The sequence below is a fragment of the Ruania halotolerans genome (assembly GCF_021049285.1).
In the GTDB taxonomy this organism is placed as follows: domain Bacteria; phylum Actinomycetota; class Actinomycetes; order Actinomycetales; family Beutenbergiaceae; genus Ruania; species Ruania halotolerans.
This window is the reverse complement of sequence record NZ_CP088017.1, coordinates 3,353,279-3,370,597: the sequence shown is the minus strand read 5'-3', so window position 1 is coordinate 3,370,597 and position 17,319 is coordinate 3,353,279. Positions and strand designations below refer to the sequence as shown.

Below are 17,319 nucleotides of genomic sequence, written 5' to 3'. Positions count from 1 at the left end.
ATGAGCACTGTGGTTGATAACGCTCAAAACGCATCCATCGACGTCCTCGACGCCACCGGTAAGAAGGCCGGAACTGTCGAGCTGCCCGCCGCGGTTTTCGGTGTGACGACGAACGTGCCACTGATCCACCAGGTCGTGGTTGCCCAGCTCGCCGCGGCGCGCCAGGGTACCCACAAGGCGAAGACGCGCGCCGAGGTGCGTGGTGGTGGCGCCAAGCCGTACAAGCAGAAGGGCACCGGACGCGCCCGCCAGGGTTCGATCCGCGCGCCGCAGTACGCCGGTGGTGGCGTCGTGCACGGTCCAGTACCGCGCGACTACTCCCAGCGCACGCCCAAGAAGATGAAGCAGGCCGCATTGCGTGGCGCGCTGTCGGACCGCGCTCGCGCGGACCGAGTGCACGTGGTCGAATCCTTCGTCTCCAACGAGACGCCCTCCACGGCCACCGCCACTGCGGTGCTCGCCAAGGTGGCGCTGAGCCGGCACGTCCTCGTGGTCATCGACCGTGACGATGAGCTGAGCTGGATGAGTCTGCGGAATGTGCCGACTGTGCACCTGATCCACCCCGATCAGCTGAACACCTACGACGTGCTGGTCAGCGACGATGTGGTCTTCACCTCGACCGCGTTTGAGGCTTTCCTTGCGTCGGCGACCGGCGCAGCCCAGGCTCAGGAGGAGCAGAAGTGAGCGCACTCACCAAGGACCCGCGCGAGGTCGTCATCGCCCCGGTCGTCTCCGAGAAGAGCTACAACCTGCTCGACGAGGGCAAGTACACGTTCATCGTGGACACTCGCTCGAATAAGACCGAGATCAAGATCGCGATCGAGCAGATCTTTGACGTCAAGGTCGCCTCGGTCAACACGATCAATCGCAAGGGCAAGACGCGCCGGACCCGCTTCGGGCTCGGCAAGCGCAAGGACACCAAGCGCGCCATCGTCACCCTTCGCGAGGGAACCATCGACATCTTCGGCGGGCCGACCGGCTGAGCCGGTCCGCAGAGTACAGATTGAGGATCGAATCTCATGGGAATCCGTAAGTACAAGCCGACGACGCCGGGCCGCCGCGGTTCGTCCGTCGCCGACTTCGTCGAGATCACCCGCACGACGCCGGAGAAGTCGCTGATCCGTCCGCTCACCAAGAGTGGCGGCCGTAACAGCTCGGGCCGGATCACGGCTCGTCACATCGGTGGTGGCCACAAGCGGGCCTACCGCGTGATCGACTTCCGTCGTCATGACAAGGACGGGGTCCCGGCGAAGGTCGCGCACATCGAGTACGACCCGAATCGGACCGCGCGGATCGCGCTGCTGCACTACGCCGACGGCGAGAAGCGGTACATCCTCGCCCCGGTCAAGCTCAAGCAGGGCGACCGGATCGAGAACGGCCCTGGCGCGGACATCAAGCCGGGAAACAACCTGCCGATGCGGCACATCCCGGTCGGTACTGTCATCCACGCCGTTGAGCTCAAGCCGGGCGGTGGCGCGAAGATCGCGCGATCGGCCGGGGCCTCTGTGCAGCTCGTGGCCAAGGATGGTCCTTACGCCCAGTTGCGGATGCCTTCGGGTGAGATCCGCAATGTTGACCTGCGCTGCCGCGCCTCGATCGGTGAGGTCGGCAATGCCGAGCAGTCCAACATCAACTGGGGCAAGGCAGGCCGCATGCGTTGGAAGGGCAAGCGCCCGACTGTGCGCGGTGTGGCCATGAACCCTGTCGACCACCCACACGGTGGTGGTGAGGGCAAGACCTCTGGTGGCCGTCACCCGGTGAGCCCCTGGGGCCAGACCGAGGGTCGTACCCGCCGTCCGAACAAGCCGAGCGACAAGCTCATCGTGCGCCGTCGCCGTACCGGCAAGAAGCGCTGATAGGGAGAAGACGACGAGATGCCTCGCAGTCTGAAGAAGGGCCCCTTCGTGGATGGCCACCTGCAGAAGAAGGTGGACGACCAGAACGATAAGGGCACCAAGAACGTCATCAAGACATGGTCCCGTCGCTCGGTTATCACGCCGGACTTCCTGGGCCACACCTTCGCGGTACATGACGGTCGCAAGCACGTCCCGGTGTTCGTCACCGAGTCGATGGTCGGCCACAAGCTCGGGGAGTTCGCCCCGACCCGCACGTTCCGTGGGCATGAGAAGGACGACCGCAAAGCGCGTCGTCGCTGACCTGAGCGAACACACCACCCGAACTCTGAGAAGGCAGGACATCGATGGAAGCCAAGGCGCAGGCGCGATTCGTGCGCGTCACGCCCCAGAAGGCCCGGCGCGTCGTGGACATTATCCGCGGCAAGCAGGCCGATGAGGCTGTGGCCGTGCTGACGTACGCCCCGCAGGCGGCGGCAGAGACCGTCCGCAAGGTAGTCGAGAGCGCGGTAGCCAACGCCCGTGTGAAGGCGGACAAGGCCTCGGTTGCTTTCAACAGTGACGATCTGGTGATCGCAGAGGCGTACGTGGACGAAGGTCCCACGCTGAAGCGATTCCGTCCCCGTGCGCAGGGTCGGGCGAACCGGATTCTCAAGCGCACCAGCCACATCACCGTGATCGTGGCCGAGCGACAGACCAAGGGAGGGGCTCGCTGATGGGCCAGAAGGTCAACCCCACAGGGTTCCGGCTCGGCATCACGACCGACCACCGGTCCCGCTGGTTCGCCGATTCCACCAAGGACGGTCAGCGCTACCGCGACTACGTCCGCGAGGATGTGCAGATCCGCAAGCTGATGGCCACCGGCCTCGAGCGTGCAGGCATCTCCAAGGTGGAGATCGAGCGGACCCGTGACCGGGTGCGTGTCGATCTGCACACCGCTCGTCCGGGAATCGTCATCGGGCGCCGTGGCGCCGAGGCCGACCGCCTGCGTGGCGAGCTGGAGAAGCTCACCGGCAAGCAGGTGCAGCTGAACATTCTCGAGGTGAAGAACCCCGAGATCGATGCTCAGCTCGTCGCCCAAGGCATCGCCGAGCAGCTCGCCTCGCGTGTGTCGTTCCGCCGTGCGATGCGTAAGGGCATGCAGTCCGCGCAGCGCGCCGGCGCCAAGGGCATCCGCGTGCAGTGCTCTGGCCGACTCGGCGGTGCCGAGATGAGCCGGAGTGAGTTCTACCGCGAGGGTCGCGTTCCGTTGCACACGTTGCGTGCCTACGTGGACTACGGCTTCTTCGAGGCTCGCACCACCTTCGGCCGGATCGGCGTGAAGGTGTGGATCTACAAGGGCGACCAGACCGAGCGTGAGTTCGCTCGCGAGCAGGCGTCCGCCGGCCCGAGGGCACCTCGTGGCCGCGGCGAGCGCAGCGACCGCGGCGGCCGTGGCCGCCGACCGGAAGCACGGTCGGGCGCCCAAGGTGGACAGAGCGCCGCTCCGGCGGCCTCGACCGATGCTCCCGCAACCACGTCCGGTGACGCGTCCAGCGCCACCGGCTCCGAGACGGAGGCCTGAGCCATGCTCATCCCCCGGCGCACCAAGCACCGTAAGCAGCACCACCCCAAGCGCAGTGGTGTGGCGAAGGGCGGCACCACGATCTCCTTCGGCGACTACGGCATTCAGGCTCTTGAGCCCGCCTACGTCACGAACCGGCAGATCGAGGCGGCGCGTATCGCCATGACGCGGCACATCAAGCGTGGCGGCAAGGTGTGGATCAACATCTTCCCGGATCGTCCGCTGACCAAGAAGCCGGCTGAGACCCGCATGGGTTCCGGTAAGGGTTCCCCTGAGTGGTGGGTGGCCAACGTCAAGCCCGGTCGGATCATGTTCGAACTGGCCGGAGTCAATGAAGAGCTGGCTCGCGAGGCATTGCGCCGCGCGCAGCACAAGCTCCCGATGAAGACGCGATTCGTGCGTCGCGAGGGCGGTGACCTCTGATGGCAATCGGGTCGAAGGATTTGATGCCGGCCGACCTGGACGGCATGGACACCGAGCGGTTGGCTGCGGAGCTGAAGAAGGCCAAGCAGGAGCTGTTCAACCTGCGGTTCTCCTCGGCCACGGGCCAGCTGGAGGACCACGGGCGACTGAAGACCGTGCGGCGCGACATCGCCCGCATCTACACGATCCTGCGGGAGCGTGAGCTCGGTATCCGGACCGCGCCCACCGCGGACGCGAAGTGAACGAGGCGAACACGATGAGCACCGAGAACACCACTGATGCGCTGGAGCGCAACTACCGCAAGACCCGTCGCGGTTATGTGGTCAGCGACAAGATGGACAAGACCGTCGTGGTCGAGGTCGAGGATCGCGTGAAGCACGCGCTCTACGGCAAGGTCATGCGGCGGACCACCAAGGTGAAGGCGCACGACGAGGAGAACACCGTGGGCGTCGGCGATCTCGTCTCCATCATGGAGACGCGCCCGCTCGCCGCCACCAAGCGCTGGCGCGTCGTGGAGATCCTCGAAAAGGCCAAGTGACCACCGCCGGGGCCGTCACCACGATGGACCCGGATGACGACCATCATCCGTTCGGCCAGGCTCGCGGAATGCGAGAACCGGCACGACGACAGGAGTAGATCGAATGATCCAGCAGGAGTCGCGACTCAAGGTCGCCGACAACACGGGTGCCAAGGAGATCTTGTGCATCCGGGTGCTCGGCGGTTCTGGGCGTCGCTACGCCGGCATCGGCGACACCATCGTCGCCACCGTGAAGGATGCGATCCCCGGCGGCAACGTGAAGAAGGGCGACGTCGTCAAGGCGGTCATCGTGCGCACGCGCAAGCAGCGCCGTCGGCCGGACGGCTCGTACATCCGCTTCGACGAGAACGCCGCCGTCATCCTCAAGAACGACGGCGAGCCCCGCGGTACCCGCATCTTCGGACCGGTAGGCCGTGAGCTGCGCGACAAGCGGTTCATGCGCATCGTCTCGCTCGCCCCGGAGGTGCTGTAACCATGGCAAAGATCAAGAAGGGCGACCTCGTCGTCGTCATCGCCGGACGGGACAAGGGCCAGCAGGGCCGCGTCCTCTCGGTTCAGCCCGAGAGCGACCGGGTGGTCGTCGAAGGCGTCCAGCGTGTGCAGCGGCACACGAAGGTCTCGCAGAGCCAGCGAGGCTCCCGGACCGGTGGAATCGAGACCGTCGAGGCCCCGATCCATATCAGCAATGTGATGCTCGTGGACCCGGAGACCAAGAAGGGCACGCGCGTCGGCTACCGCACCGAGGACGTCGAGCGTGACGGACGCACACGAACCCAGCGGGTCCGGGTGGCCAAGCGCTCCGGTAAGGACATCTCATGAGCACTGCGACCAGTGAAGCGACAACCGCTGCAGCCATTCCGCGCCTCAAGGCAAAGTACCGCGAGGAGATCCTCCCGGGGCTGCGCGAGGAGTTCGAGCACACGAACGTGCACCAGGTCGCCGGCCTGACCAAGATCGTGGTCAACATGGGTGTGGGCGATGCGGCGCGTGACTCGAAGCTGATCGAGGGTGCGATTCGTGACCTCACCCTGATCACCGGACAGAAGCCCAGTGTCACCAAGGCACGGCGCTCGATTGCGCAGTTCAAGCTCCGTGAGGGGCAGCCGATCGGTACGCACGTGACACTGCGGGGAGACCGGATGTGGGAGTTCCTGGACCGCTTGCTCACCCTTGCTCTCCCGCGAATCCGCGACTTCCGCGGGCTCTCCTCGAAGCAGTTCGACGGTCACGGCAACTACACCTTCGGCCTGGTGGAACAGTCGATGTTCCACGAGATCGATCAGGACAAGATCGACCGCGTGCGCGGTATGGACATCACGGTCGTGACCACGGCCACTACCGACGACGAGGGTCGCTCGCTGCTGCGTCGCCTCGGCTTCCCGTTCAAGGAGAACTGACGTGGCGAAGACTGCACTGATCCAGAAGGCCAACCGCAAGCCGAAGTTCGCGGTGCGCGCCTACACCCGGTGCGCCAAGTGCGGGCGTCCGCACTCGGTGTATCGCAAGTTCGGCCTGTGCCGCGTGTGCCTGCGTGATATGGCGCTCGCCGGTCAGCTCCCCGGCGTGACCAAGAGCAGCTGGTAAATCGACTACGTCGCAGGTCCGCGAGGAAACCGCGACGAGGAAGGGCAGCAGCCCGATGACAATGACAGACCCCATCGCCGACATGTTGACGCGCCTGCGCAACGCGAACTCGGCGTTCCATGAGTCGGCAGCCATGCCGTACTCGAAGTTGAAGTCCCACATCGCGGAGATCCTCGAGGCGGAGGGCTACATCAGTGGCTGGACCGTCGAGGACGCTGAGGTGGGCAAGACGCTGACCCTGCAGTTGAAGTTCGGCCCGAATCGCGAGCGTTCGCTCGCGGGAGTGCGCCGGGTATCGAAGCCGGGCCTGCGTGTCTACGCGAAGTCAACCAACCTGCCCAAGGTGCTCGGCGGACTGGGAGTGGCCATTCTGTCCACTTCCTCCGGTCTGCTCACCGACAAGCAGGCGGCCAAGAAGGGCGTGGGTGGGGAAGTCCTCGCCTACGTCTGGTGATCGAGGGATCGAAAGGAGCCACACCATGTCTCGAATTGGCAAGATCCCCGTCGCCGTGCCCAGCGGTGTCGACGTGAACATCGACGGCCAGGCCGTCACTGTCAAGGGGCCGAAGGGCACGCTTTCCCACACTGTTGCCTCGCCGATCACGGTCTCCCGTGACGACGACGGCGCCATTGTGGTGAGCCGACCGAACGAAGAGCGTGAGTCACGCTCTCTGCACGGTCTGACCCGGACGCTCATCGCCAACTGTGTCCAGGGCGTGACGCAGGGGTACGAGAAGAAGCTGGAGATCGTCGGAACAGGGTTCCGCGTGGTGCCCAAGGGCTCCGATCTCGAGTTCTCGCTCGGCTTCTCACACCCTGTCGTGGTCAGTCCGCCGGAGGGAATCACCTTCCAGGTCGAGTCGGCTACCAAGTTCTCCGTCTCGGGAATCGACAAGCAGGTGGTCGGTGAGGTCGCGGCGAACATCAGGAAGATCCGCAAGCCTGAGCCCTACAAGGGCAAGGGTGTGCGTTACGCGGGCGAGCAGGTCCGCCGCAAGGTCGGAAAGGCTGGTAAGTAGCCATGGCTGTGTCCATTAAGGGGTCAGGCAAGCGCGTCGCACGTGCGCGTCGTCACCTGCGGGTGCGCAAGCGCATCAACGGCACCACCGAGCGCCCCCGTCTGGTGGTGAACCGGTCGGCGCGGCACATCGTCGCCCAGCTGGTTGACGACACCGCAGGAGTCACCGTGGCGTCCGCTTCCACTCTAGAGGCCGACGTACGAGCTGCTGATGGCGACAAGACCGCCAAGGCCCGCCGGGTCGGCGAACTCGTCGCTGAGCGGGCGAAGTCGGCAGGTTTCGCCGCTGCAGTGTTCGACCGTGGCGGCAACAAGTACCACGGACGGGTTGCGGCAGTCGCCGACGGCGCCCGCGAGGGAGGGCTGTCCCTGTGACCTCCGTCCAGCAGACCAACGAGCAAAGGATCGCATGATGGCTGCACCGCAGCGCAGCAGGACAGGTTCGTCCGCCGGCGCCGGTGGCGAGCGCTCGAACGAGCGCCGTGACCGCCGCGGCGGTGACAACCGTCGTGACGCAGACCGCAACACCTACGTCGAGCGCGTGGTGATGATCAACCGCGTCTCCAAGGTCGTCAAGGGTGGACGGCGGTTCTCCTTCACGGCTCTTGTCGTCGTCGGCGACGGTGAAGGCACGGTCGGCGTCGGATACGGCAAGGCCAAGGAAGTACCTGCGGCCATTGCCAAGGGCGTCGAAGAGGCCAAGAAGAACTTCTTCAAGGTTCCGATGATTCAGAAGACCATCCCGCACACCGTGCAGGGTGAGGAGGCAGCCGGAGTCGTGCTGCTGCGTCCCGCCTCCCCGGGTACCGGGGTTATCGCCGGTGGTCCGGTGCGCGCCGTGCTGGACTGCGCCGGGATCCACGACGTTCTCACCAAGTCGCTGGGTTCGGCCAACGCCATCAACATCGTCCACGCCACAGTGGCGGGTCTGCGGGCGCTCGAGCAGCCGGAGGCTGTCGCCGCGCGTCGCGGACTTCCGCTCGACCACGTTGTTCCGCGAGCGCTACTGCGCGCGCAGGCAGAGGGTCGTGCCAAGGACAGTGCGGCCGAGAGCGGTGCTGAGTCGGCAACGAAGGCGGGGGTCGCCTGATGAGCCAACTCAAGGTGACTCAGAAGAAGTCCGCCATCGGCGGCAAGCAGAACCAGCGTGACACACTGCGTTCCCTCGGCCTGAAGCGAATTGGCGACACAGTCGTCAAGGACGACCGGCCCGAGGTCCGTGGCATGGTCACCACGGTGGCGCATCTCGTCACCGTCGAGGAGGTTGACTGACATGGCCGAGAAGAAGAGTCAGGGAGCGGCCGAAGGTACGGCCGACTCCACCAATGTTGCTCCGTTGAAGGTGCATCACCTGCGTCCGGCTCCTGGGGCCCACACCTCGAAGACCCGCGTGGGTCGCGGTGAGGCGTCCAAGGGTAAGACGGCCGGTCGAGGCACGAAGGGCACGAAGGCGCGCTACCAGGTGCCGGCGAGGTTCGAGGGCGGTCAGACGCCGTTGCACATGCGCCTGCCGAAGCTGCGCGGGTTCAAGAACCCGTTCCGCACCGAGTACCAAGTGGTGAACCTGACCAAGCTCGCGGACCTCTACCCCAAGGGTGGCGCCGTGACGGTCGCGGATCTGGTCGCCAAGGGCGCCGTCCGCGATGGGCGGCCGGTCAAGCTCCTCGGGACCGGTGACGTGAGCGTCAAGCTCGACGTGACCGTGGACGCCGTCTCGGCGTCCGCCAAGGAGAAGATCGTCGCTGCCGGTGGCAGCGTCGAGCAGGCCTGAGGCTCGTTTTGACCATGCTCACGGCGGTGCAGGAATCCTCCTGCGCCGCCGTGAGCCGTCTACGGGCGGGGGCATCGCGCACTGGTCGATTCCGTCTCACGACGACGCCCGGCGCGACGGCCCGATGCCGTAACGTAGGTAACCGGTAACTTCCATCTGTGCGTCGGTTCTCACCGGCCGAGCCACCCACTGATCCCTCCCAGGAGGACCATTGCTCAGCGCATTCGTCCGCGCGTTCCGCACGCCGGATCTGCGGCGGAAGCTGCTCTTCACGCTCGGGATCATGGCCATCTTCCGGTTCGGCTCGTTCGTTCCGACTCCGGGCGTCGACTATGTGAACGTACGGACGTGCCTTGAGCCGGGCACGGACAACAGCATGCTCGGCCTGGTGAACCTGTTCAGCGGCGGGGCACTGCTGCAACTGTCGGTGTTCGCCCTCGGTGTGATGCCCTACATCACGGCGAGCATCATCACGCAGTTGCTGCGAGTGGTCATCCCACGCTTCGATGACCTGCACAAGGAGGGCCAGTCCGGGACTGCCGTCCTGACGCAGTACACCCGGTACCTGACCATCGGCCTCGCGATCCTGCAGGCAACCACCATCATCACCGTGGCTCGCAGCGGCAACCTGTATGAGAACTGCGGCCTGGATATCCTCGTCGACGACTCCGTGTTGACGATCCTGCTGATGATCCTCACCATGACCGCTGGTACCGGACTGGTCATGTGGATGGGTGAGCTGATCACCGAGAAGGGGGTCGGCAACGGGATGTCGCTGCTGATCTTCACCTCGATCGCCTCGAGCTTCCCCTCGGCGTTCCGGCAGATCCAGCTTGCCGACAACGGTGTGGTCAAGCTTGCGATCTTCGTGGCGATCTCGCTGCTGGTGATCGGGCTGATCGTGTTCGTGGAACAGTCCCAGCGCCGGATCCCGGTGCAATACGCCAAGCGCATGGTCGGCCGGCGGATGTACGGCGGTTCGAGCACGTACATCCCGATCAAGATCAATATGTCCGGTGTGATCCCGGTGATCTTCGCGTCCTCGTTGATGGCGCTGCCAGTGCTGGCAGCGCAGTTCGTGGACGATCAGACCACGCCGTGGGTGCAGTGGGTGAGCCTGAACCTGGCTGACCCGGGGCAGAACGTCTACATCGCTGTCTATGTGGTACTGATCATCTTCTTCGCGCACTTCTACACCTCGATCACGTTCAACCCGGACGAGGTCGCGGACAATATGAAGCGGTACGGTGGCTTCATCCCAGGCATCCGCGCAGGTCGTCCCACTGCTGAATACCTCCAGTACGTGATCACGCGAATCACCACGGCCGGCTCGATCTATCTAGCCATCGTGGCCCTGATCCCGACCATCGCATTCAAGCTGATGGGGATCAGCACCACGATTCCGTTCGGCGGGACCTCGTTGCTCATCCTCGTGAGCGTGGGCCTGGAAACCGTCAAGCAGATCGACTCGCAGCTGCAGCAAAGGCACTACGAAGGGTTCCTGAGATGACGCGCGTACGGCTGATCCTCCTCGGTCCTCCCGGAGCAGGTAAGGGGACCCAGGCCGCGAGGTTGGCCGAGCGGCTCGACGTGCCGGCCATCTCCACCGGCGATATCTTCCGACAGAACGTCTCGGACGGGACGGAGCTGGGTCAGCTCGCCCAGAAGTACATGGATGCGGGAGAGTACGTGCCCGACGAGGTCACCAATCACATGGTGGCGGCACGGCTCGCCCAGCCTGATGCGGCGGACGGGTTCTTGCTGGATGGGTACCCGCGCACCGCTGCACAGGTGGATGAGCTCGACTCGATCCTGGCAGCCCAGGGCCGGGAGCTGAGCCATGTGGTCGAACTGACTGCTGATACCGACGAAGTCGTGCAGCGTCTGCTCGCACGCGCGCAGGATCAAGGGCGTGCAGATGACACCGAATCGGTGATCCGACGCCGCCTGGAGGTGTACGCCGAGCAGACGGCGCCGCTGGTGGACGTCTATTCCCAGCGTGGCCTGCTGGTTCAGGTCGACGGCATGGGCGCCGTCGACGAGGTCACCGAGCGCCTGAGCACCGCGCTCGCGTAGCGGGCGCCCCAGATGTTCGGGCAGCGACGAATCGAGCTGAAGACTCACGATCAGATTCGAGTGATGCGGCGGGCGGGACTCGTCGTGGCCGATGTTCACGACGCGGTGCGAACCGCTCTCGATCCCGGTGCGCGTACGCGGGAGTTGAACGATGTCGCGGCGGCCGTTCTCGAGAGGGCCGGGGCTGCGTCGAATTTTCTCGGATATCACGGTTTTCCGGGCGTCATCTGCGTCTCCGTGAACGACGAAGTGGTGCACGGGATCCCTGGGGAACGAGTGCTCGCTGAGGGTGATGTGGTCTCAGTGGACGCTGGCGCGATCGTCGATGGTTGGCACGCAGACGCCGCGTTCACGGCCGTCGTCGGTGAGGCCGACCCCACCGATCGAGGACTGGTCGATCTCACTGACGCTGCTCTGTGGGCGGGTATTGCGGCGCTGGCGCGCGGGGGCCGACTCGGCGTGGTCGGCGATGCCGTCGAGGATGTCGTGGCATCCGGAGATCGGGAATTCGGAATCGTGCGGGAGTACGTCGGGCACGGAATCGGCACCCAGATGCACCAGCCGCCCGATGTGCTCAATTATCGTTCCGGCCACCGTGGCGTCAAGATTAAGCCTGGTTTGTGCGTCGCGATCGAGCCGATGATCTCCGCCGGCAGCGGTGAGACCGAGGTACTTGCCGACGACTGGACTGTGGTGACCACGGACGGATCCCGGGCGGCGCATGCGGAGCATTCGGTCGCGGTACACGAGAACGGTGTCTGGGTACTCACTGCTCGCGATGGCGGTGCCGCAGGTCTGGCACCACACGGAGTGTCACCCGTCCCTCTGGACTGACCACGAAACGGCCGTCTCATTTGGTGAGATGGCGACCTGGACGAGCGTATTCCACTTCGTCTAAGTTAGATCGTTTGGCGCATCGCGGTGCTATTCTTCGTCGCACCGTGTGCGCCGTGTGGGGGTGAAGACTCGTCGATGCCCAGCGAACCGCAACGCCCGCTCGGGATGCCCCGGCTGCCGCGAGACTCGGAGTTCTCCGACGACGTGCTCGCGATGCTTGCCACGCTCCGGCCCTTGACCGTGCTGCGCGGACCCAGGGGGTACGGGAAGACGAGTTTGCTGGCCCGCTGGCTGGAGAGCGCAGACGATCTGCCCCACGCGGTGTACATCGCCTTGAGCATGGCGAGCAACCAGGACGAGGGCTTCTGGACCCAGGTGGCAGCGAACTTGGCCGCGGCGGGACTGCTGACCGAGGACTTTGTTATGGGAGCGGGAGCGCAGAGCGCGGTGACCCGGGCTCTCGCGTCTCTGACTGAGCCCCTGCTGCTGATCATCGACGATATGCACGAGGCCGGTCTCCACGACGATCCTGAGCGCATCGACGATCTCCTTGTGGATCTGGTGCGGCGGAACGAGAACCTGTACTTGGTGGTCGCCGGCCGGACCGTGCGTGAAATTGAGACGGTCGGGTCGTTGTCGGTCGATTCGGTCCTGATCGGTCCGAGGGAACTGCGCTTGACCGGCGCGTCCGTGTATCGCCTGGCCCGGCGCCTGGGTGTGGATCTGACGTTGGATGGTGCACAACAGGTCGCTGTCGACCTCGGTGGCTGGCCCTCTGCCATCCGGGCCGGCCTCACTCATTCTGCGGGAAATGGCTCAGGGGACATTGACACCGAACTCGTGGAGAACTACATCATCGCGATGGTTCGAGACCTTCGGTTCGAGAAGATGCGCTCCTTCCTGTTGCGCACAGCGATCCCGGAGGAATTCGACCTCGAGATGGCCCGGGCGATTGTTCCCAAGGGTCATACGGCACGAATGCTCAGGAATGTGCATGACGCCGGACTGATTTCGGAGCGGCGCACTGTGAACGGGGTGATGTACTCCTTCGCTCCCGCAACGCGCGCAGCGTTGCTCCGGGTCATGCGCGATTCGTGCCCCGAGATCGAGCGCGAAGTGCATCACGCGTTGGTGCGACTGTGGGAGGGCAAGAACGAGCCGGCCCGGGTGCTCTCGCACGCGGTCCAGGCCGGAGAGTGGGAGCTGGCACTCGACGTGCTGGAGCACGATTGGGTCCGATTGCTGGTGGAGGATCCGCTCACCCTGATCGAGGCTGCCCGCCAGTTCCCGGCATCGATGGTCGCCGAGAATCCACGACTGCGTGTAGCCGTCGATCATCTCGACGGCGCTCTTCCTCCCAGGGGTCGTTCAGCCCGGTGGCGAGATGTCGATTCGCCCACGCTGCAGGCCGAGATGGTGACTCATCATGAACAACTGACCCAACACGGGGAGGACGTGTTGCTCGTGCTGCTGCAGTGGGGTCTGACGAGCATGTTGCAAGGCAGGCTCGACGTGGCGCTCTATGCCTTCGCCCAGGCCCGGGCGGTGGGTATGCGCGACCACGAGAACGTCGCAGTCGCGCACCTGGGTGCCGCCGGCTTGGCGCTCGTCCACGCGCTCCAGGGCGAGCCCTCATCCGCGCTGCGGTGGCTCGCTGAGTTCGATGGTGCGCTCACTCCGAGTGACGGTGTGGTCGGTGAGGTCGCGGCAGTCGCCAAGGCCCTGGCATACGTCGATTCGGCGTCGGACCGTGCAGCCGAAGCGGTACGTGCGCTGCCCGAGCTGCACCACCGTGATGAGCTGTGGGCGCTGGGCGTTTTCATCAGGGCGCACTATGCAGTGCTGACTGAGCGGCGTGAGGAAATCGTCGCACTGACGAGTGAACTGCGTGCAGCCGTCAGATACATCCGTCCCGGGTCCCGTACGGAAGCCCTGCTCAGCGAGTCGCTGATCGAGGCACTGCTCTTCAGCGGAAACACTGATGTTGCTCGGCAGGTCGTCGAACGCTTCGAACCGCAACGACTCGTCCGTGTCGGTCTGGCCAAGCTCGCCATGAAGGAGCATGCCTATGACGACGTGGTGCGGATTGCCACGGAGGTTCTGGATGCGTGGCATGTCACCAGGCGTCATGCGATGGAGTGCTACGTCCTCATGGCCGGAAGCCACTTTGCCGCTGGGCGGGGAGACGCTGCCCGCGCCGCCTTCAACGCAGCGACCGATATCGCCCGCCAGACCGGGCAGCGCCGCCCGTTTCTCCTCATGCGCCGGTATGTCTTCCAGGTGCTCACGGCGGGGGATGCGGAGATGCTCGGTCTGTGGCCGGGGGCACGGGAGCCAGGGGGCCACGAACAGTCCGGTGTCGCCAGTCTGACCGCACGCGAAGGCGAGGTATTGCGCGCTCTGGAGGACTATCCCGGCGCGGCGGGGATCGCGCGTGCACTGGGAATGTCCTCCAACACCGTGAAAACGCACCTGCGAGCGATCTATCGCAAGCTCGGCGCGGCCAATCGCGCCGAGGCTCTCGCAGCTGCGCGGAGCAGGGGGTGATCGGTGAATCCTCTGCACCTTCCGCTCCCGCGGATGCCGAGTGCAGTCGTGCCGCCGGCCGGTCTGGTCAGGACACTGAACTCCATCCCCCCGGTGACGGTGTTCCGGGCGCCTCGCGGCTGGGGCAAAGCGACGGTCGCCTCGTGGTGGTTGCGACGGCTTGAGGGGATCGTGCCGGTGTGGTGCGTGCTACCGAGAGGAATGGGCAGCCACGATCTCTGGCGGCTCGTGGACCAGCACCTTCAGCAGCTTGGACACGCCGAGACCTCCTGGCTCTCTGGTCCAGAACTCGTCACGTCGGTGGCGGAGCGGATGGCGATGCACGGGGAGCGCCTCGTCCTCGTCCTGGAGTCGTATCACCACGTGAACGATCCCCTGCTCGACGACCAGATCATCCACCTTGCCCGGTCCAACGAAGCGGTCTCGGTGATGCTGCTCACCCGAGCCGAGCAACCGATCGAGTCCTTGGCGGTCATCGACACTGACGGGATCATCGTGCGTAGCCGCCAGCTCGCGCTCGGCGGAGACGAGACCGTTGCGCTCGCCGATGCGCTCGGCATATCGATCTCGGACGAGGACGCGTTCAGGATTGCCGATGACGTTGCCGGGTGGCCTGCGCTCGTGCGTGCGATGCTGCGGGCGGTGGAGTTGGGCCATGGTGACGGCGGTCAGCGGCTGGTGGAGCGATATCTACAGACAGTGTTCGCGGAGCCGGAGTCAGCCGAGTTCGCTCAGCCGCTGATGTCACTCTCGCTGATGGACCGCATCGATGAGCCGTCGCTCCGCGAGGTCCTCGGGGTGGGCGAACCAGTCGAGCTGATCACCCGGCCGATTGCCGAAGCAGGACTGCTCCGCTCCAATGGTGATCTGCCTGCGATGATCCGAGCGGCGGCGGCCGCTGTCATCGACGAGGTCGATCCGACTGGCGCGGCTGAGATTCATCGTCGACTGGCCCGCCGCCTGGAACGGCTCGGCGAGCCGGTGCGGGCGCTCGATCACGCGATCCGTGGAGCAGACACTGTCGGCGTGCTCGGGATCCTGACGCGATCGTGGCTTCCTCTGACGGATCATCACGACGCAGTGACGCGCGCATTGCCGTACGTTCCGGAGAAGTATGCGAAGCGGCCGGAGATTGTGATCCTGCGGGACCACGTCAGCGACTCCGGCCGACTACCGCCCGGGTCAGCGTCCGGTCCCGATGCTGACAGTAGGGAGCGCCTGCCCGAGCTGATGATGCAATGGGGCCTGTACCGGCTCCGCACCGTGAACCTCATCGGTGCCGTTCAGGTGTTCAGTCATGCGCACCGCCTCGCGCGAACCGCGAATGACGAGCCGCAGCGGCGCGCGGCCGCGTGGGGGTGCGCACTCACACTGGCGATACTCGGGCAGCGGCGGGGGGCGTTGCAGTGGTGCGAACGCGGGCGGAGCCTCGCCGAGGAAGATCCGCCAACGAGTACCGAACGTGAACTCCGCGCGTTGGCGACGTGGCTGTTGAACGTTGACCAGGTCGTGATCGGCCCACCGGAGCCGATCGACGCCTCCGGGTGGGAAGGGACCGAGCTGGTTTCGCTCGCGCACGCGCTCGATGCAGCCTTCCGCGTCCGGTACCCAGCGGCCCGGGACTCTGCACTTGCAGACCTGCGCGCCCAGTGGTCAGTAGTGCGGGACCTGCCCGCTCCCGACCTGGCCGCAACGATCGCCTTCGTGGCACTAGCAGGCGCACACCTGTCCGAGGGGGCGTTCGATCGGTGCAGCAGCCTCCTGGAGGCGCAGCCTCCGGCAGTCCGCGAGACACATCTGCCGAGGGTGCGACTGGCTCTGTCCTCTGGAGATCTCGACCGCGTGCTTGCCCTGACGGCACAGAGCGAACAATGGATTGCGCTCTACCCGCGCGGAGCAATCGAGCACCTCGTGTTGCGCTCCTGCGCGTTGCATCGTCTGCGTCTCGTGGGTGAAGCGCTGCGCACGATGCGGCTGGCCATGACCGTCGCAGAGATGCACGACCTGTACTGGCCATTCCTTTCCGTCCCGGCGGCGGAACTGCGAGTGATCGCCACCCAAGTCCCTGAGATGCGACCGCTGCTGCAAAGGGTCGAGCGCACCCGCGACGTGGCCGGATTCCCGCAGTCCGAGCGGGCGAGCCTGACCGAACAAGAGGTCGTCATCCTTCGCGGTCTCGATGATGGTGAATCTCTTGGCGCGATGGCGCAGCGACTTTACCTGTCCACGAACACGGTGAAGAGCCATATGCGCACGCTGTACGCCAAGCTCGGTGTGCACAACAGGGCTGATGCTGTGCATCGTGGGCACGCGCTCGGCATCTACGGAAGCCATGACGATGAGTCGCAAGCGGCGCACGGCGACGAACGCCCGGTGTGAGCGATACCGCATCTGAGCGACCCGGGACGACTTTGCTCGACAGGCCCGATGCCGTAGGATGAACCGTTGGGCGTGCTCTGTCACCTGGTCGTGCCCTCGGCTCGTGTCGAACGAATTCTCAACCAGATGGTGTGGTGGAGTTCGCGCTGACGCGCCCGGGGGAGTGGGGGCGGGCGCGCTGGTGTCAGAACAGCACTGCAGTTAGTGGAGGACATGGGTAAGAAGGACGGTGTCATCGAGATCGAGGGCAGCGTGGTCGAGGCTTTGCCGAACGCGATGTTCCGCGTGGAGCTCAGCAACGGGCACAAGGTTCTCGCTCACATTTCGGGCAAGATGCGTCAGCACTACATTCGGATCCTTCCAGAGGACCGGGTGGTGGTTGAGTTGAGCCCGTACGACCTGACCCGCGGCCGCATCGTCTACCGCTACAAGTAATAGCCCTCCGAGCACGTCGGCGGGACCCGATCGCCCACTTCCTGGGTGATCGTCGGTCGCGCCCGGCAAAGGAATCCCCATGAAGGTCAAGCCGAGCGTCAAGAAGATCTGCGACAGCTGCAAGGTCATCCGTCGAAACGGGACTGTGCGCGTGATCTGCACCAACTTGCGGCACAAGCAGCGCCAGGGCTGAACGCAGCCCACCCCGCGTCCACGGACGCACTCAGCGCATCATCGTCCGCCGTCACTGGCGGTACACCCTCGGTCGGAGGCCGGGGCCCGGAGGAACCGGGG

At 65.2% G+C, this 17,319-nt stretch carries 26 protein-coding genes; all 26 read left to right on the top strand.

Annotated elements, in window-relative coordinates:
• Positions 1 to 684, top strand: coding sequence for a 50S ribosomal protein L4 (rplD, locus tag LQF10_RS15150; RefSeq protein WP_231064656.1), 684 nt, complete (start codon positions 1 to 3; stop codon positions 682 to 684).
• A complete protein-coding gene (rplW, locus tag LQF10_RS15145) occupies positions 681 to 983 on the top strand; it encodes a 50S ribosomal protein L23 (protein ID WP_231064655.1) in 303 nt (100 codons plus the stop codon). Before rplD ends, rplW begins: the two co-directional genes overlap by 4 nt.
• 36 nt (positions 984 to 1,019) lie before the next feature.
• Positions 1,020 to 1,856, top strand: a complete 837-nt coding sequence (rplB, locus tag LQF10_RS15140) for a 50S ribosomal protein L2 (RefSeq protein WP_231064654.1) — start codon at positions 1,020 to 1,022, stop codon at positions 1,854 to 1,856.
• An 18-nt stretch (positions 1,857 to 1,874) separates the two neighbouring features.
• Positions 1,875 to 2,156 carry a 30S ribosomal protein S19 gene (rpsS, locus tag LQF10_RS15135; protein WP_089771349.1) on the top strand — a complete coding sequence of 94 codons (282 nt, stop codon included), beginning with the start codon at positions 1,875 to 1,877 and terminating at the stop codon, positions 2,154 to 2,156.
• A gap of 44 nt (positions 2,157 to 2,200) precedes the next feature.
• Complete coding sequence (rplV, locus tag LQF10_RS15130) at positions 2,201 to 2,569, top strand: 50S ribosomal protein L22 (RefSeq protein WP_231064653.1); 369 nt, start codon at positions 2,201 to 2,203, stop codon at positions 2,567 to 2,569.
• Positions 2,569 to 3,417: a 30S ribosomal protein S3 gene (rpsC, locus tag LQF10_RS15125; protein ID WP_231064652.1), complete on the top strand. Its 849-nt coding sequence runs from the start codon at positions 2,569 to 2,571 to the stop codon at positions 3,415 to 3,417. Before rplV ends, rpsC begins: the two co-directional genes overlap by 1 nt.
• A gap of 3 nt (positions 3,418 to 3,420) precedes the next feature.
• The gene (gene rplP, locus LQF10_RS15120) at positions 3,421 to 3,840 is read left to right on the top strand and encodes a 50S ribosomal protein L16 (RefSeq protein WP_231064651.1); all 420 of its coding nucleotides are present in this window, start codon (positions 3,421 to 3,423) and stop codon (positions 3,838 to 3,840) included.
• Positions 3,840 to 4,082: a 50S ribosomal protein L29 gene (rpmC, locus tag LQF10_RS15115; RefSeq protein ID WP_089771353.1), complete on the top strand. Its 243-nt coding sequence runs from the start codon at positions 3,840 to 3,842 to the stop codon at positions 4,080 to 4,082. The genes rplP and rpmC overlap by 1 nt, the downstream gene beginning before the upstream one ends.
• A gap of 14 nt (positions 4,083 to 4,096) precedes the next feature.
• Positions 4,097 to 4,378, top strand: a complete 282-nt coding sequence (gene rpsQ, locus LQF10_RS15110) for a 30S ribosomal protein S17 (protein WP_231064649.1) — start codon at positions 4,097 to 4,099, stop codon at positions 4,376 to 4,378.
• 103 nt (positions 4,379 to 4,481) lie between these two features.
• Positions 4,482 to 4,850, top strand: coding sequence for a 50S ribosomal protein L14 (rplN, locus tag LQF10_RS15105; RefSeq protein ID WP_231064648.1), 369 nt, complete (start codon positions 4,482 to 4,484; stop codon positions 4,848 to 4,850).
• A 2-nt stretch (positions 4,851 to 4,852) separates the two neighbouring features.
• A complete protein-coding gene (gene rplX, locus LQF10_RS15100) occupies positions 4,853 to 5,197 on the top strand; it encodes a 50S ribosomal protein L24 (protein ID WP_231064647.1) in 345 nt (114 codons plus the stop codon).
• A complete protein-coding gene (gene rplE / locus LQF10_RS15095; protein WP_231064646.1) occupies positions 5,194 to 5,775 on the top strand; it encodes a 50S ribosomal protein L5 in 582 nt (193 codons plus the stop codon). The genes rplX and rplE overlap by 4 nt, the downstream gene beginning before the upstream one ends.
• A 1-nt stretch (position 5,776) precedes the next feature.
• The gene (locus tag LQF10_RS15090; protein ID WP_231064645.1) at positions 5,777 to 5,962 is read left to right on the top strand and encodes a type Z 30S ribosomal protein S14; all 186 of its coding nucleotides are present in this window, start codon (positions 5,777 to 5,779) and stop codon (positions 5,960 to 5,962) included.
• 55 nt (positions 5,963 to 6,017) lie between these two features.
• Positions 6,018 to 6,416: a 30S ribosomal protein S8 gene (rpsH, locus tag LQF10_RS15085; RefSeq protein WP_231064644.1), complete on the top strand. Its 399-nt coding sequence runs from the start codon at positions 6,018 to 6,020 to the stop codon at positions 6,414 to 6,416.
• Positions 6,417 to 6,441: 25 nt separating this feature from the next.
• Entirely contained in the window at positions 6,442 to 6,981 is a 540-nt protein-coding gene (rplF, locus tag LQF10_RS15080; RefSeq protein ID WP_231064643.1) for a 50S ribosomal protein L6, read from the top strand.
• A gap of 2 nt (positions 6,982 to 6,983) precedes the next feature.
• Entirely contained in the window at positions 6,984 to 7,355 is a 372-nt protein-coding gene (gene rplR, locus LQF10_RS15075; protein WP_231064642.1) for a 50S ribosomal protein L18, read from the top strand.
• A 37-nt stretch (positions 7,356 to 7,392) separates the two neighbouring features.
• The gene (gene rpsE, locus LQF10_RS15070; RefSeq protein ID WP_231064641.1) at positions 7,393 to 8,070 is read left to right on the top strand and encodes a 30S ribosomal protein S5; all 678 of its coding nucleotides are present in this window, start codon (positions 7,393 to 7,395) and stop codon (positions 8,068 to 8,070) included.
• On the top strand, positions 8,070 to 8,252 hold the full coding sequence (gene rpmD / locus LQF10_RS15065) for a 50S ribosomal protein L30 (RefSeq protein ID WP_231064640.1): 183 nt from the start codon (positions 8,070 to 8,072) through the stop codon (positions 8,250 to 8,252). Before rpsE ends, rpmD begins: the two co-directional genes overlap by 1 nt.
• 1 nt (position 8,253) lies before the next feature.
• Positions 8,254 to 8,751, top strand: coding sequence for a 50S ribosomal protein L15 (gene rplO, locus LQF10_RS15060; RefSeq protein WP_231064639.1), 498 nt, complete (start codon positions 8,254 to 8,256; stop codon positions 8,749 to 8,751).
• Positions 8,752 to 8,962: 211 nt separating this feature from the next.
• Positions 8,963 to 10,261: a preprotein translocase subunit SecY gene (gene secY / locus LQF10_RS15055; protein ID WP_231064638.1), complete on the top strand. Its 1,299-nt coding sequence runs from the start codon at positions 8,963 to 8,965 to the stop codon at positions 10,259 to 10,261.
• Positions 10,258 to 10,827, top strand: coding sequence for an adenylate kinase (locus tag LQF10_RS15050; RefSeq protein ID WP_231064637.1), 570 nt, complete (start codon positions 10,258 to 10,260; stop codon positions 10,825 to 10,827). The genes secY and LQF10_RS15050 overlap by 4 nt, the downstream gene beginning before the upstream one ends.
• A 12-nt stretch (positions 10,828 to 10,839) precedes the next feature.
• Positions 10,840 to 11,661 (top strand): type I methionyl aminopeptidase, encoded by an 822-nt coding sequence (map, locus tag LQF10_RS15045; protein WP_231064636.1) that lies wholly within the window; start codon positions 10,840 to 10,842, stop codon positions 11,659 to 11,661.
• A gap of 138 nt (positions 11,662 to 11,799) precedes the next feature.
• The gene (locus tag LQF10_RS15040) at positions 11,800 to 14,211 is read left to right on the top strand and encodes a LuxR C-terminal-related transcriptional regulator (protein WP_231064635.1); all 2,412 of its coding nucleotides are present in this window, start codon (positions 11,800 to 11,802) and stop codon (positions 14,209 to 14,211) included.
• A gap of 33 nt (positions 14,212 to 14,244) precedes the next feature.
• Entirely contained in the window at positions 14,245 to 16,590 is a 2,346-nt protein-coding gene (locus LQF10_RS15035; RefSeq protein ID WP_231064634.1) for a helix-turn-helix transcriptional regulator, read from the top strand.
• Positions 16,591 to 16,803: 213 nt separating this feature from the next.
• A complete protein-coding gene (gene infA / locus LQF10_RS15030) occupies positions 16,804 to 17,025 on the top strand; it encodes a translation initiation factor IF-1 (RefSeq protein WP_231053351.1) in 222 nt (73 codons plus the stop codon).
• Positions 17,026 to 17,104: 79 nt separating this feature from the next.
• Positions 17,105 to 17,218, top strand: a complete 114-nt coding sequence (gene rpmJ / locus LQF10_RS15025; protein ID WP_089771369.1) for a 50S ribosomal protein L36 — start codon at positions 17,105 to 17,107, stop codon at positions 17,216 to 17,218.
• The last annotated feature ends 101 nt before the right edge of the window (positions 17,219 to 17,319 follow it).

Excerpts from the sequence above, each read along its gene's own strand:
- rplV (WP_231064653.1), top strand. The coding sequence starts at position 2,201 with ATGGAAGCCAAGGCGCAGGCGCGATTCGTGCGCGTCACGCCCCAGAAG.
- rplB (WP_231064654.1), top strand. The coding sequence starts at position 1,020 with ATGGGAATCCGTAAGTACAAGCCGACGACGCCGGGCCGCCGCGGTTCG.
- rpsH (WP_231064644.1), top strand. The coding sequence starts at position 6,018 with ATGACAATGACAGACCCCATCGCCGACATGTTGACGCGCCTGCGCAAC.
- LQF10_RS15050 (WP_231064637.1), top strand. The coding sequence starts at position 10,258 with ATGACGCGCGTACGGCTGATCCTCCTCGGTCCTCCCGGAGCAGGTAAG.
- LQF10_RS15040 (WP_231064635.1), top strand. The coding sequence starts at position 11,800 with ATGCCCAGCGAACCGCAACGCCCGCTCGGGATGCCCCGGCTGCCGCGA.
- map (WP_231064636.1), top strand. The coding sequence starts at position 10,840 with ATGTTCGGGCAGCGACGAATCGAGCTGAAGACTCACGATCAGATTCGA.
- rplE (WP_231064646.1), top strand. The coding sequence starts at position 5,194 with ATGAGCACTGCGACCAGTGAAGCGACAACCGCTGCAGCCATTCCGCGC.
- rpsE (WP_231064641.1), top strand. The coding sequence starts at position 7,393 with ATGGCTGCACCGCAGCGCAGCAGGACAGGTTCGTCCGCCGGCGCCGGT.
- rpsC (WP_231064652.1), top strand. The coding sequence starts at position 2,569 with ATGGGCCAGAAGGTCAACCCCACAGGGTTCCGGCTCGGCATCACGACC.
- rplF (WP_231064643.1), top strand. The coding sequence starts at position 6,442 with ATGTCTCGAATTGGCAAGATCCCCGTCGCCGTGCCCAGCGGTGTCGAC.
- infA (WP_231053351.1), top strand. The coding sequence starts at position 16,804 with ATGGGTAAGAAGGACGGTGTCATCGAGATCGAGGGCAGCGTGGTCGAG.
- rpmD (WP_231064640.1), top strand. The coding sequence starts at position 8,070 with ATGAGCCAACTCAAGGTGACTCAGAAGAAGTCCGCCATCGGCGGCAAG.
- rplR (WP_231064642.1), top strand. The coding sequence starts at position 6,984 with ATGGCTGTGTCCATTAAGGGGTCAGGCAAGCGCGTCGCACGTGCGCGT.
- rpsQ (WP_231064649.1), top strand. The coding sequence starts at position 4,097 with ATGAGCACCGAGAACACCACTGATGCGCTGGAGCGCAACTACCGCAAG.
- rplN (WP_231064648.1), top strand. The coding sequence starts at position 4,482 with ATGATCCAGCAGGAGTCGCGACTCAAGGTCGCCGACAACACGGGTGCC.
- rplO (WP_231064639.1), top strand. The coding sequence starts at position 8,254 with ATGGCCGAGAAGAAGAGTCAGGGAGCGGCCGAAGGTACGGCCGACTCC.
- rplX (WP_231064647.1), top strand. The coding sequence starts at position 4,853 with ATGGCAAAGATCAAGAAGGGCGACCTCGTCGTCGTCATCGCCGGACGG.
- rpsS (WP_089771349.1), top strand. The coding sequence starts at position 1,875 with ATGCCTCGCAGTCTGAAGAAGGGCCCCTTCGTGGATGGCCACCTGCAG.
- rpmC (WP_089771353.1), top strand. The coding sequence starts at position 3,840 with ATGGCAATCGGGTCGAAGGATTTGATGCCGGCCGACCTGGACGGCATG.
- rplD (WP_231064656.1), top strand. The coding sequence starts at position 1 with ATGAGCACTGTGGTTGATAACGCTCAAAACGCATCCATCGACGTCCTC.
- rpmJ (WP_089771369.1), top strand. The coding sequence starts at position 17,105 with ATGAAGGTCAAGCCGAGCGTCAAGAAGATCTGCGACAGCTGCAAGGTC.
- LQF10_RS15035 (WP_231064634.1), top strand. The coding sequence starts at position 14,245 with ATGCCGAGTGCAGTCGTGCCGCCGGCCGGTCTGGTCAGGACACTGAAC.
- rplP (WP_231064651.1), top strand. The coding sequence starts at position 3,421 with ATGCTCATCCCCCGGCGCACCAAGCACCGTAAGCAGCACCACCCCAAG.